At 71.6% G+C, this 12556-nt stretch carries 13 protein-coding genes; 7 read left to right on the top strand and 6 right to left on the bottom strand.

What is annotated here, in order from left to right; all coding sequences use genetic code 11:
* Nucleotides 1–52: 52 nt before the first annotated feature.
* Nucleotides 53–1162: an alpha/beta hydrolase-fold protein gene (locus ABZ934_RS26140; RefSeq protein ID WP_361317698.1), complete on the top strand. Its 1110-nt coding sequence runs from the start codon at nucleotides 53–55 to the stop codon at nucleotides 1160–1162.
* 104 nt (nucleotides 1163–1266) lie between these two features.
* Here the strand turns inward: ABZ934_RS26140 and ABZ934_RS26135 are convergent, their stop codons facing one another.
* Nucleotides 1267–2229: an ATP-binding cassette domain-containing protein gene (locus tag ABZ934_RS26135; RefSeq protein WP_361317695.1), complete on the bottom strand. Its 963-nt coding sequence runs from the start codon at nucleotides 2227–2229 to the stop codon at nucleotides 1267–1269.
* A gap of 170 nt (nucleotides 2230–2399) precedes the next feature.
* Here ABZ934_RS26135 and ABZ934_RS26130 point away from each other — a divergent pair, with 170 nt between their 5' ends.
* The 4 genes from ABZ934_RS26130 to ABZ934_RS26115 all read left to right on the top strand — a co-directional run bounded on the left by ABZ934_RS26130 (nucleotide 2400) and on the right by ABZ934_RS26115 (nucleotide 6105).
* Nucleotides 2400–3128 (top strand): ABC transporter permease, encoded by a 729-nt coding sequence (locus ABZ934_RS26130; protein ID WP_361317692.1) that lies wholly within the window; start codon nucleotides 2400–2402, stop codon nucleotides 3126–3128.
* A gap of 3 nt (nucleotides 3129–3131) precedes the next feature.
* Complete coding sequence (locus ABZ934_RS26125; RefSeq protein WP_361317690.1) at nucleotides 3132–3803, top strand: ABC transporter permease; 672 nt, start codon at nucleotides 3132–3134, stop codon at nucleotides 3801–3803.
* Between the two features lie 105 nt (nucleotides 3804–3908).
* On the top strand, nucleotides 3909–4898 hold the full coding sequence (locus ABZ934_RS26120) for an ABC transporter substrate-binding protein (protein ID WP_361317687.1): 990 nt from the start codon (nucleotides 3909–3911) through the stop codon (nucleotides 4896–4898).
* 112 nt (nucleotides 4899–5010) lie between these two features.
* Complete coding sequence (locus tag ABZ934_RS26115; RefSeq protein WP_361317684.1) at nucleotides 5011–6105, top strand: hypothetical protein; 1095 nt, start codon at nucleotides 5011–5013, stop codon at nucleotides 6103–6105.
* Nucleotides 6106–6138: 33 nt separating this feature from the next.
* Here the strand turns inward: ABZ934_RS26115 and ABZ934_RS26110 are convergent, their stop codons facing one another.
* The 3 genes from ABZ934_RS26110 to ABZ934_RS26100 form a co-directional block, all read right to left on the bottom strand.
* Nucleotides 6139–6354 carry a hypothetical protein gene (locus tag ABZ934_RS26110; RefSeq protein ID WP_361317681.1) on the bottom strand — a complete coding sequence of 72 codons (216 nt, stop codon included), beginning with the start codon at nucleotides 6352–6354 and terminating at the stop codon, nucleotides 6139–6141.
* Between the two features lie 119 nt (nucleotides 6355–6473).
* Nucleotides 6474–7340 (bottom strand): arylamine N-acetyltransferase, encoded by an 867-nt coding sequence (locus ABZ934_RS26105; protein WP_361317678.1) that lies wholly within the window; start codon nucleotides 7338–7340, stop codon nucleotides 6474–6476.
* Nucleotides 7341–7473: 133 nt separating this feature from the next.
* A complete protein-coding gene (locus ABZ934_RS26100) occupies nucleotides 7474–8616 on the bottom strand; it encodes an NADH-quinone oxidoreductase subunit D (RefSeq protein ID WP_361317676.1) in 1143 nt (380 codons plus the stop codon).
* A gap of 31 nt (nucleotides 8617–8647) precedes the next feature.
* On the opposite strand from ABZ934_RS26100, the gene ABZ934_RS26095 reads away from it, so the two are divergent.
* Together ABZ934_RS26095 and ABZ934_RS26090 are read left to right on the top strand one after the other, a co-directional pair.
* Nucleotides 8648–9139: a PH domain-containing protein gene (locus tag ABZ934_RS26095; RefSeq protein ID WP_361317674.1), complete on the top strand. Its 492-nt coding sequence runs from the start codon at nucleotides 8648–8650 to the stop codon at nucleotides 9137–9139.
* Nucleotides 9140–9168: 29 nt separating this feature from the next.
* Nucleotides 9169–10512: a PH domain-containing protein gene (locus ABZ934_RS26090; protein WP_361317672.1), complete on the top strand. Its 1344-nt coding sequence runs from the start codon at nucleotides 9169–9171 to the stop codon at nucleotides 10510–10512.
* 56 nt (nucleotides 10513–10568) lie between these two features.
* On the opposite strand, the gene ABZ934_RS26085 is transcribed toward ABZ934_RS26090, so the two are convergent.
* Nucleotides 10569–11246, bottom strand: a complete 678-nt coding sequence (locus ABZ934_RS26085) for a response regulator transcription factor (RefSeq protein ID WP_361317669.1) — start codon at nucleotides 11244–11246, stop codon at nucleotides 10569–10571.
* Nucleotides 11247–11256: 10 nt separating this feature from the next.
* The gene (locus tag ABZ934_RS26080) at nucleotides 11257–12459 is read right to left on the bottom strand and encodes a sensor histidine kinase (protein ID WP_361317666.1); all 1203 of its coding nucleotides are present in this window, start codon (nucleotides 12457–12459) and stop codon (nucleotides 11257–11259) included.
* Between the last annotated feature and the right edge of the window lie 97 nt (nucleotides 12460–12556).

Below are 12556 nucleotides of genomic sequence, written 5' to 3'. Positions count from 1 at the left end.
CTCTTCCGTCGAGAAAAACCAGCCCTGCCATCAGAAAGTCGACTGACTGCTCATGGGTCTCACCAGTAATACGGTTCTGGTCCTGGCCATCATCCTCGGTGTGCTGCTGTTCGCGGCCACGGTGTGGTTCTGGCCACGGCTCTCGGGCCGCACCTGGCGCGCGATGCTCGGCCGGATCGGCCTCCTGCTGGTGACCCAGCTGGCCCTGTTCTCGGCGGTCGGCCTGGCAGCGAACAAATCCTTCCTCTTCTACGGTTCCTGGGCCGACCTGTTCGGCCAGCAGACGTCCATGGGCAAGGTCGTCGACCACTCGATGAGCAGCAAGGACATCAAGGTCGTCGACAAGCAGAGCCTGGACGTGCCGGGTGGCGCCAAGCCCCAGGTGGCCGGTCAGATCCTGAAGGTTGCCATAAGCGGCCCCAAGTCAAAGATAACGAGCCCCGGGTACGTGTGGCTGCCGCCGGAGTACTTCCAGCCGCACTACAAGAACAAGAACTTCCCGGCCTCCATCGTGTTGACGGGCTACCCGGGTACGGCCGAAAACCTGATCAAAGGGCTGAACTACCCCATAACGGCCTTCAAGCAGGCCAAAGCGGGCAAGATGCAGCCGATGATCCTCGTGATGCTGCGCCCGACGATCGCCCCTCCGCGTGACACCGAGTGCGTGGATATCCCGGGCGGCCCGCAGACCGAGACCTTCTTCGGGCAGGACCTGCCGCAGGCGATCCAGTCCACCTTCCGGGTGGGCAAGAAGCCGCAGAACATGGGCTTCATCGGGAACTCCACGGGCGGCTACTGCGCGCTGAAGATCGCCGCGCACTACCCGCAGACCTTCGGCGTCGGTGTGGGCCTGTCCGCGTACTACCAGGCCGCGGACGACCCGACGACCGGTGACCTGTTCAAGGGCGACGACAAGCTGAAGAAGCGCGCCGACGTCCTGCACAGCGTCGAGCACAAGAAGCCGACCGGTACGTCCTTCCTCGTCACGACCAGCGAGAAGGGCGAGGACAACCTGGGCGACACCAAGAAGTTCATCAAGCTGGTCAAGGGCTCGGACCGGGTCTCCTCGATCGTCCTCGACAGCGGCGGCCACAACTTCAACACCTGGCGCCGGGAGATCGCTCCGATGCTGGTGTGGGTGAGCGGCCGGATGCAGGCCTGAGCGGTACGAGTCGGGCCGCCGGCGGGAATCCGGCGGGTGGAAGGCAGGAGAGTGACGGGCCCTGACGGCCGGTCACTCTCCTTTTGTTTCCCCGCTCGCGGCCCTCATGCCTCCTGGAGCCGGGCCCGGCGCAGGGCCCGGTGCACGGCCTCGGGGGTCAGTACGCCGAGCAGCGCGCCGGAGTCCGGGTCCTTGATCCCGATCCGGCCGGAGTCCTCTTGGAGCAGCGCCGCGAGCGCCTCGCGCAGCGTGGCGCCGAGCGGGACCTCGACGGCCGGGGCGGCGTCGCCCGCCGGGGTGAGGTCGGCCGCGTCGACGGGGGTGACCGCGAGCCGCTTCAGACCCCGGTCGGCGCCGACGAAGGAGGCCACGTACGCGGTGGCTGGCGACGCCAGTACCACGGCCGGGCGGGCGAACTGCTCGATGGTGCCCGTGCCGTAGACGGCGATCCGGTCGCCGAGCCGGATCGCCTCCTCCAAGTCGTGCGTGACCAGCAGGATCGTCTTGCGGACGGTGCGTTGGAGCTCCAGGAACTCGTTCTGGAGGCGTTCGCGCACCACCGGGTCCACCGCGCCGAACGGTTCGTCCATCAGCAGCACCGGCGGGTCGGCGGCGAGCGCGCGGGCCACGCCGACGCGCTGGCGCTGGCCGCCGGAGAGCTGCTCCGGGTACCGGTCGCCGTACACCGACGGGTCCAAGCCGACGAGTTCGAGCAACTCGGCGGCGCGGGCGCGGGCCTTGGCCTTGGGGGTGCCGATGAGCTGGGGCACGGTGGCCGTGTTCTCCAGCACCGTCTTGTGGGGGAACAGCCCGACCTGCTGGATGACGTAGCCGATGTGGCGGCGCAGTTCGACGGGATCGGCGGCGGAGATGTCCTCGCCGGCCAGCAGGATGCGGCCGGAGGTCGGCTCGATGAGCCGGTTGACCATCTTCATGGTGGTCGTCTTGCCACAGCCGGAGGGGCCGACCAGCGTGACCAGCTCACCCTCCGCCACCTCGAAGGACAGGTCCTCGACGGCCGTGGTCCCGTCGGGGTAGCGCTTGGTCACATGCTCGAATCGGATCACCTCGCCATCTTTCCTCACCCGGCGGGCAAGTTGTGTGAAGGGCGTGTTGCCCGAGTGCGAAGGATTCCGGCCGTTGTCGGTGCCGGGGGTTATGGTCGGTTCCGGCCGTGCCCCCACGCGGCGGGCCCTTGATCGAAAATGTATGCGTCCGGTGAGAGGAGGTGAGCGGCGTGGACAACCGGAACTGCCTCGTGGCCAACGACTGGTTCTGCTGGGACTACGTCACCTCCCGATCCCAGGAGCTCACCGACGCGACCGTGCAACACGTGTGGATCACCGCCGTCTCGGTGCTGATCGGTCTCGTGGTCTCGGTACCGCTCGCGCTGTTGGCCCGCCGGGGCCGCCATTGGGCGGCTCCCGTCCTCGGCCTGACCACCCTGCTCTACACGATCCCCTCGCTCGCCATGTTCTCGCTGCTGCTGCCGTTCTTCGGGCTGTCGGCGGCGCTCGTGGTGACGGGTCTGGTGCTGTACTCGCTGACCATCCTGGTCCGCAATGTGATGGCCGGGCTCGCGGCCGTGCCCGAGGAGGTACGGGAAGCCGCGCGCGGGATGGGGTACGGCCCGGGGCGGCTGTTGTGGCAGGTCGAGCTGCCGTTGGCGCTGCCCGCGCTGCTGGCCGGGGTGCGGATCGCCACCGTGTCCACCGTGGCGCTGACGACCGTCGGCTCCATCGTGGGCAAGGGCGGGCTGGGCAACCTCATCGCCCCCGCCGTGAACAGTTCCTTCAAGGCGCAGGTGCTCACGGCCTCCGCGCTGTGCGTGCTGCTCGCGCTGGTCGCGGACCTGCTGCTGCTCGGCGTACAGCGGCTGCTCACGCCGTGGACCCGGGCGGGCCGGGCGCCGCGCAAGGCGGCGGCGCCCGATGTACCGGTGTCCGTCCCGGCCGAGGGGGCCTGAGCCATGGGTGTACTGGGCGGGGCGTGGGACTGGTTGACGGACGGCGCCAACTGGGCCGGGGAGAACGGCGTCTGGCACCGACTCGGCGAGCACGTGTTCGTCAGCGGGGTCGCGTTGGGCGTCGCCTGCGCGGTGGCGCTGCCGCTCGGGCTGTGGCTCGGGCACCTCGGCAAGGGCGGCACCCTCGCGGTGAACGTGTCCAACGTCGGAAGGGCCGTCCCGGTCTTCGCGGTCCTGGCCCTGTTCATGGTCTCGCCGCTGCGCAGCGCCGGCTATCTGCCGACCGTCATCGCGCTCGTGCTGTTCGCGATCCCGCCGCTGCTGACCAACGCTTACGTGGGCATGCGCGAAGTGGACCGCTCGGTGGTCGAGGCGGCCCGGGGCATGGGGATGTCCGGGAGCCAGCTCTTCCTACGGGTGGAACTGCCGCTGGCGCGGGGGCTGGTGATGACGGGCCTGCGTTCGGGCGCCGTCCAGGTCATCGCCACCGCCACGATCGCGGCGATGGTCGGCCAGGGGGGTCTGGGCCGGATCATCACCGCCGGGTTCAACACGTACAACACCGCGCAGGTGGTGGCGGGCGCCGTGCTCGTGGCGCTGCTGGCCCTGCTGGTGGAGGGGGCGCTGGTGGCGGCGGACCGGCTGCTGCCGCGCCACCCGTCGGCGGCCCGCTGACCGTCCCGGTGCCGCCGCGCTGTCCGAAGCCCTGTCCGTCGCCCTGCCGTCCCCCCCTGACTTTCGATTTTTTACGTCCGCCCCACTCCTTTGGAGGAGCCCCACATGAGCAAGTCCCTGCACGTCCTCGGCGCGGTGCTGGGTGCGGCCGCCCTGGCCGCATCGCTCACCGCCTGCGGCGGCGACAGCCTGGAGAAGTCGAAGGACGGCGGCTCGGCCTCCTCCTCGTCGTCCTCGGAGGGCGGCGCCAAGGGCAAGCTGGTGATCGGCGCGGCCGGTTTCACCGAGTCCAACGTGCTGGCGGAGCTGTACGCGCAGGTCCTGCGCAACGCGGGCTACTCCACCTCCGTCACCACCGTCAACAACCGTGAGCTGTACGAACCGTCGCTGGAGAAGGGCGAGATCGACGTCGTCCCGGAGTACGCGGCCACCCTCGCGGAGTTCCTGAACGCCAAGGTCAACGGCAAGGACGCGCCGAAGGACAAGCCCGTCGCATCGAGCGACGCCACGGCGACGGTGGCGGCGCTGGAGAAGCTCGCGACCCCGCTCGGCCTCAAGGCCCTGCCGGCCGGCTCGGCGGTCGACCAGAACGCTTTCGCGGTCACGAAGGAATTCGCCGCGAAGAACAACCTCAAGACCCTTTCCGATCTCGGCAAGTCCGGACTCAAGGTGAAGATCGCGGCCGGTGACGAATGCGCCGTCCGACCCTTCTGCCGGCCGGGTTTGGAGACGACATACGGAATTTCGGTCTCCGGTATTGACCCGAAGGGCGTGGGCACCCCGCAGGCCAAGCAGGCCGTCAAGGACGGCGTGGACCAGCTCGTGCTGACCACGACCACCGACGCCACGCTCGACAGCTACGGCCTGGTCCTGCTGGAGGACGACAAGAAGCTCCAGAACGCCGACAACGTCCTGCCGGTGGTCAATGCCAAGGACGCCGGCTCCCCGGAGGTCGCGGCGGCGCTCGACGGGCTCACCAAGACGCTGACGACGGCCGACCTCGTCGACCTCAACCGGAAGGTGGACGCGGAGCGCGCGAAGGCCGCCGATGTCGCCAAGGCGTACCTGGAATCCAAGGGTCTGCTCAAGAAGTAGGGCCCTACGAAGATCAGTTACGCGTTTGATGCGGAAATGACGGGTAACCGCCTGGTAAGAGATTTCCGGGCGGCTACCCCACACCGCGTCTACGCCCTGTAAATTTCAGGCCATGCCCCGTGGACGCCACCGCAATCCAGAACCTCTGCACCGTCTGCTCACGCCGACTGCCGTCGCCGGTGTATCCGTGGCCGGCGCCGGCGCGGCCTGGCTACTCGCGGAACCGGTGGCGCTGCGCCTGCTCGTGGCCCTCACGGCAGCCGCGGGCGTGGCCGGCGCCGTCGTCATGCGCTCCTGGGACCGCTCGGCCGGTCGCCGGGTGGCGGAGCTCGCTCGCGAGCGGGTCAAGGACGAGTGGAAGACGGAAGAGCGGATAGCCGAGCTCGAATCCGATCTCGAAGAGGCCCGAGTGCTGCGCGCCAAGCTGGACGCCAAGCTGCGCGCCAAGCGGGTCGAACTGGCGGGCCTGCGCGGCGAACACGCCGCGCTGCTGCGCCGGTACGCGACCGCCGAGACGGAGCGCGCCGGCGCGCTGGAGCGGCGCAGACTGCTCGCCATCGAGGCGGCTTCGGGATCGGCCGGGCCGAAGGAACTCCCGGCGGTGTCGCAGGAGCGCGACGGCAGCGGGGCGCCCACGGCCGTCGGCTACGCCCGGGCCAACGCGGCGATGGCGGCGCTGGTGCGCAAGGCGGAGGAGCGGGCGGCAGCGTCGGGTGCCTCCGGCGCGTCAAGCGTCTCGGGGGTCGCGGGGGCGTCCGGGGATGCCGCTGCCGCGGGTGGCTCGGGCACCCACGGCCGTACGGCCGCGGGTGCGGCGGGCGGTGCCGCCGATGGTGCTGCGGGCGGTGTCGCCGGTGCGGCGGGAGCGCAGGTTCCGGCCCGGCGGCTCGCGGCGACGGTGGCCCCGTACGCGGCGCCCCGGCGGCCGGCCTCGCGCGTCGAGGGAGGCTTCGACTTCTTCGGCACCAAGACCGCCGCCCAAGCCCGCGCCGTGATCGAGTCCGTGCAGAACGAGGACCTCGCGGACGTCGTCGGCGCGGAGGCGCTCGCGGTGCACAAGGCGGAGTCCACCGGACAGGGTGACGCCGAACCGGAGTTCAAGGCCCCGACCGCCGAACAGCGGGCGCTGGGACAGGTCATCGACCTGACGGCCCACGACGAGACCGAGCCGGTCGACGTGGCCCGCCTGCGCAGCGCCATCTCGTAGGACGTACCCGCGGCCCGATCCCGGCCCGTGGGGTCAGAACAACGGAAGCTGCCCCGGGTGCGGGCCCAGGGTGAAGCCGTCCAAGGTGGGGGCGGAAGCGCCCAGCACCACGCGGGCGCGGGAGCCGGGGCAGGACACCAGCTCGCCGCGCTCCCGGCCGGCGGGCGGGTCGTGGCGGGCGATCCGCCCGGCCGTCACGGCGCAGTCGCGGCCACAGGCGGGACAGGCCCGCCGGGGGGAGTGGGACATGCCCCCAGTCTGCACCCCGCCACCGACAACCGGTCCCGGCACCCGGACCCGACAACCGGTCCCGGCACCCGGACCCGACAACCGGTCCCGGCACCCGGGCCGGGCATCCCGGACCGGGCTCAGGCCGACTGCGCCGCGGCCCACGCCTCGTGGGCGCGGAGCACCCGGGACCACAGGGCCGTGCGGTCCGCCGGGGTCAGGTCGTCCAGGTTCCGCCCGAAGACCGTGGCGATGGCGTCGAAGAACTCCCCGGAGCCGGACAACTCCCGTCTGCTCCCGCCGCCGACCGGGTCGACGCGGCTCAGCACCCGTCCCTGGAGCACGTCGATGCCCCCGGCGTCACGCCTGCACAGGACGAGCGTGCGGACGAAGGGGGAATCCTCGTCGGCCGACAGCCAGGCGTGCATGGGCGCGAAGTCGGCCATCGCGGCCGGGGCGGAGCGGAAGTTCGTCCGGGTCATGGGGCGGGTCGGGTTGTGCAGGCTCCACCCCTCGCCCTCGCCGGTCGGTGGCTCCGGGCGCTCCAGCGCGTAGGGGATGCCGCCCTGCTCGTACGCGCCCTCCCGCAGCGGCAGCGGCTCGTGGGGGCCGTCGCCGAGCCCGACGTCCACGAGGTACTCCGCGCCCTCGACGCGCACGGTCAGCGTGAGGTGGTCACCGCTGACCTTCCGCGCGGCGGGGTCCTTGTTCACGCCGCCGTAGTGGCGCGTCACGCCGTAGCCCAGGGTTTCGAGGAGCGCCGCGAACGCGCCGTTGAGGTGGAAGCAGTAGCCGCCCCGCCCGGCGGCGAAGCGGCGTACCGACAGCTCCGGGTCGATGCCGGGCGGCCGGCCGAGCTGGATGTCGAGGTTCTCGAACGGGACGCGCTCCACGTGGGCCCGGTGCAGGGCGAACAGGACTTCGGCGGACGGGGTGGCGCCCGGGTCGGTGATGCCCAGCCGGCGCAGGTAGTCGGCGTATATCGCGGCGAAGGTCCCAGAGGTCATGCCGGCACCCTAGGCCGGGCCCGCGGTCGCGCCGCCGGTCTTTTCGCCCCGCATGTCAAGTCCGCGGCGGTGCGCCCGGCGCGGGCGGGGGCCGGTGCCGGTGCCGGTGGGGGCCCGGTACGGGGCGGGCGGCCTACTTGTCGATGTCGCCGACCACGAAGAACAGCGAACCGAGGATCGCCACCATGTCCGCGACCAACTGCCCGGGCAGCAGTACCGCCAGCGCCTGGATGTTGTTGAAGGACGCCGAGCGCAGCTTGAGCCGGTACGGGGTCTTCTCGCCCTTCGAGACGAGGTAGTAGCCGTTGATCCCGAGGGGGTTCTCGGTCCAGGCGTACGTGCTCCCCTCGGGCGCCTTCAGCACCTTCGGCAGGCGCTGGTTGACCGGCCCGGGCGCCAGTTCCGCCATCCGGTCCAGGCAGGCTTCGGCGAGGTCGAGCGCGTTGTGCGTCTGGTCGAGCAGGACCTCGAAGCGGGCCAGGCAGTCGCCCTCGGTGCGGGTGACCACCTTGAGGACGTCCTGCAGCTCGCCGTAGGCCAGGTACGGCTCGTCGCGGCGCAGGTCGAAGTCGACGCCGGAGGCGCGGGCGATCGGGCCGGAGACCCCGTACGCGTGCACGGCCTCCGCCGACAGCACGCCCACCCCGCGCGTGCGTCCGCGGAAGATCTCGTTGCCGTGGACCAGCTTGTCGTAGACGTCCATGCGGGTGCGGACGTCGGCGACGGCGGCGCGGGCCCGGCCGAGCCAGCCGGCCGGCAGGTCCTCCTTGAGGCCGCCGACCCGGTTGAACATGTAGTGCATCCGGCCGCCGGAGATCTCCTCCATGACGGCCTGGAGCTCCTCGCGCTCGCGGAACGCGTGGAAGATCGGGGTGATTCCGCCCAGTTCGAGCGGGTACGACCCGAGGAACATCAGGTGGTTCAGTACCCGGTTCAGCTCGGCGAGCAGGGTCCGCATCCACACGGCCCGCTCGGGGACCTCCATGCCCAGCATCCGCTCGACGGCCATGACCACGCCCAGCTCGTTCGAGAACGCCGACAGCCAGTCGTGTCGGTTGGCCAGCATCACGATCTGCCGGTAGTCGCGGGCCTCGAAGAGCTTCTCGGCGCCGCGGTGCATGTAGCCGACCACCGGCTCGGCGCTCACGATGCGCTCCCCGTCCAGGACGAGGCGCAGGCGCAGCACGCCGTGCGTGGAAGGGTGCTGCGGCCCGATGTTGAGCACCATGTCGGTGCTCTCCGCCGCTCCGCCGATGCCGACCGTGGTCTCCGTCATGGCCGCATTGTCTCAGCCCTACGCTGTGCGCATGGAAACCGGGACAACGGGTGAGACGAGCCTCCCCGACTGGGTGGGACTGCCGGGCGGCCTGCTCAGGCTCCGCCGACTGCTGCTGGCGTTCTGGGGGCTGCTCCTCGCGGTGGTGACGGGGGTCGTACTGGGGCTGGTCGTCGGCCCGGCGTGGGCGGCCTGCGGCGCGGTGTGGCTGGGCGCGCTCGCGTGGGGCTGGGTGCTGCTCGGGCGGAACTGGCGGTCCTGGCGGTACGCGGAGCGGGCCGATGACCTGCTGATCACCCGGGGGGTCCTGTGGCGGGCCCAGACCGTGGTCCCGTACGGACGGATGCAGCTGGTGGAGGTGACCTCGGGGCCGCTGGAGCGGCGCTTCGGGCTGGCCTCCGTACAACTGCACACGGCGGCCGCGGCGACCGACGCGAAGATCCCCGGGCTGGTGCCGGAGGAGGCCGAGCGGCTGCGCGACCGGCTGACGGAGCTGGGCGAGGCCCGATCGGCCGGCCTGTGAGCACGGCGGGCGGAAAAGGCGTCGAGGGCGTGGAGCTCCCGCTGTCGGGGGCTGCCGGCGCGTCGGGGGCCCGCGCCCGGCCCGCGGACGAGCGGCGGCTGCACCCGCTGACCCCGCTGTTGCGCGCCTGGGTGCCGATCGCGGCGATCATCGGTGTGATCGCGCAGCAGGGCGACCGCGCCGAGGAGTGGATCACCGAGCTGCCCGTGTCGTTCCGCTTCCTGGTGCTCGTCGCGCTGCTCCTCGTCTTCGGTACGTACGGCCTGCTGAGCTGGTGGTTCACCCACTACGCGGTCACCGACACCGAGCTGCGCATCCGCAGCGGGCTGCTCTTCCGCCGCACCGCCCACATCCGGCTCGACCGGGTCCAGGCGGTGGATGTCACCCGGCCGCTGCTGGCCCGGCTCGCCGGGGTCGCGAAGCTGCGGATCGACGTCATCGGCGCCGACGACAAGGACGAGCTGGCGTACCTGGCCGAGCGGGACGCCGCCGCGTTGCGCGCCGAACTCCTCGCGAGGGCCGCCGGATTCGCCCCGGCCGAGGCGGTCGCGCTCGGCGAGGCCCCGGAGCGCGCGCTGCTGCGGGTCGGGCCGCGGGAGCTGGTGGCCTCCCTGCTGTTGAGCCTGGGGGTGCTGGCGGCCGTCGCAGGGGGGCTGCTCGTACCGGTGGTGGTGTGGTGGTTCAGTGCCAACCCCTGGGCGGCCGCGGTCGCGCTGCTGCCGTTGCTCGGCTGGGCCTGGAGCAGCAGCGCGGGCCGGTTCCTCGCCGAATACGACTGGACGGTCGCGGAGTCCCCCGACGGGCTGCGGCTCGACCACGGGCTGGCGGACCGGGCGCACGAGACGGTACCGCCGGGTCGGGTGCAGACCGTCCGGATCGTCGAGCCGCTGCTGTGGCGGTGGCGGGGCTGGGTCCGGGTGGAGCTGGCGGTGGCGGGCTCGAAGAACAACGTCCTGGTGCCGGTGGCCGCGCGGGCCGCCGCGTACGAGGTCATCGCGCGGGTGCTGCCGGGCGTGGACCTGGCGGCCCTGAGCTTCGACCGCGCCCCGCGGTCCGGCGCGCGGTGGGTGGTCCCGGTCTGGTGGCGGGGCTACGGCGTGGCCGTCTCCGCGGAGGTCTTCGCCGCCCGGCGGGGGCTCCTGTGCCGGCGTACGGAGATCGTCCCGCACGCGAAGGTACAGAGCGTCCGGCTTGCCCGGGGGCCCTGGAAACGGCTCCACGGCGTCGCGGACGTCCACGTCGACACCGGCGCCAACGGCACGGTGACGGCCCGCCTCCGACCGTCCGCCGAGGCCACCGCCCTCCTCTACGCCCAGGCGGACCGCTCCCGCACCTCCCGCGCGACATCCCGCCCGGACCGCTGGATGACCTGACCTGACCTGACCTGACCTGACCTGACCTGACCTGACCCGGCCCGGCCCGGCCCGGGTCAGGCGGTCGGGCCGCCGCCGGCGCGGACCAGGCCGGACTCGTAGGCCAGGACGACCACTTGGACGCGGTCGCGCAGGCCCAGCTTCGTCAGGATGCGGCCCACGTGCGTCTTCACCGTCGCCTCCGACAGGACCAGGCGGGCGGCGATCTCGCCGTTCGACAGGCCCTGTGCCACCAGCAGCATGACCTCCCGCTCGCGCTCCGTCAGCCGCTCGATCTCCTTGTTGCGCGGCTCCTGGGAGGTCGTCGGCAGCATCGGCGCGAACCGGTCCAGCAGTCGCCGCGTCGTGCTCGGCGCCACCACCGCGTCGCCGCTGTGCACCGAGCGGATCGCGGCCAGCAGCTCCGCCGGCGGGACGTCCTTGAGCATGAAGCCGCTCGCGCCCGCCTTGAGGCCCGAGAAGGCGTACTCGTCCAGGTCGAAGGTGGTCAGGATGATCACCTTGGGGTGTTCGTCGGGCTCACAGATGCGCCGTGTCGCCTCGACCCCGTCGAGCTTCGGCATCCGGACGTCCATCAGCACCACGTCCACCTTCGTGGCCCGCAGCACCTCCAGCGCCTCCAGACCGTCACCGGCCTCGGCGACGACCTCCATGTCCGGCTGGGCGGCGAGCACCATCCGGAAGCCCGTGCGCAGCAGCACCTGGTCGTCGACCAGCATCACGCGGATGGACATCAGTTACCTCTTACCTCTTCTTGAGTGGGAGGAGCGCGCTGATCCGGAAACCGCCGCCCGGCCGCGGGCCGGCCTCCAGCGTGCCCCCGACCATACCGATGCGCTCCCGCATGCCGATCAGTCCGTGCCCGGCGCCGTCGGCGCCGCCGTCCTCGTACAGTTCGTGGGCCGCGCCCCGCCCGTCGTCCTCGACCAACAGGCCGAGCCCGTCGTCGAAGTAGACCAGCCGCACGCTCGCCTTCGCCTCCGGGCCGCCGTGCTTGCGCGTATTGGTCAGCGCCTCCTGCACGATCCGGTACGCGGTCAGCTCCACCCCGCTCGGCAGCCGCCGCGGCGCGCCCTCGACGGCGAAGTCGACGTCGAGCCCGGCCGTGCGGACCTGCTCGACCAGGACCTCGATCTGCTCGACGTCCGGCTGCGGCACGTAGTCCTCGGACTCCTGCGGCTCACCGGTGCGCAGCACGCCCAGCAGCCGCCGCATCTCGGCCAGCGCCTGCCGGCCGGTGCCGGAGATGGTCTGGAGCGCCTCCTTGGCCTGTTCCGGTGCCACGTCCATGACGTACGCGGCGCCGTCCGCCTGGACGACCATCACCGAGACGTTGTGCGCGACGACGTCGTGCAGCTCGCGGGCGATCCGGGCGCGCTCGGCGGCGACGGCCACCTTGGCCTGCGCCTCGCGCTCCCTCTCCAGCCGCTGGTTCCGTTCGACGAGTTGCGCGTAGTAGGCGCGGCGCGTGCGCAGGGAGTCGCCCAACACCCACGCCAGGGCGAAGGGGACGACGGCGAAGAGCGTGAAGAAGAAGTTGTCGCTCGTGTCGCCCTTGTCGACGTGGAAGCGCAGGGCGTACAGCGGCGAGGCGGTCAGGCCGAGGGCGAACGCTAGGCGGGACAGCCGGCGGGAGATCTCTCCCGAGGCCGCCACGGTGTAGAGGATCACCAGCATGCCGAAGTCGCCGTTGTGCACCTCGACCCCGACGGCCAGCTGGTAGACGCCCGTGCCCACCGCCAGCCAGAACATCTGCGGCGTCCACTTGCGGCGCAGCGCGATGACGACGCCCATCGCGAGCACCGAGGGGACGATGAGCAGCCGTTTCCCGGTGCTGTAGTGGTCGGCGGACGCCAGGTCCAGCAGCGCGATCCCGCACAGGAGGACGGCCCAGAAGGCGTCCACCCCGGTCGGGTGTCTGCGGAGGAAATCGTAGAGGCGCTGCACGTAACCCAGCGTAGGCAAAGGAGACAGGTGCGGGAGTCAACCACAGGGGCGATCCGTACGAAGGGGGCGTACTCCCCAAGGTGGAGGGTCGGCTTAG

Origin of the sequence: Streptomyces sp. NPDC046557 (assembly GCF_040645975.1) — a bacterium.
In the GTDB taxonomy this organism is placed as follows: domain Bacteria; phylum Actinomycetota; class Actinomycetes; order Streptomycetales; family Streptomycetaceae; genus Streptomyces.
The sequence above is the reverse complement of the archived record's forward strand: the minus strand, read 5'-3'. Positions and strand labels throughout refer to the sequence as shown.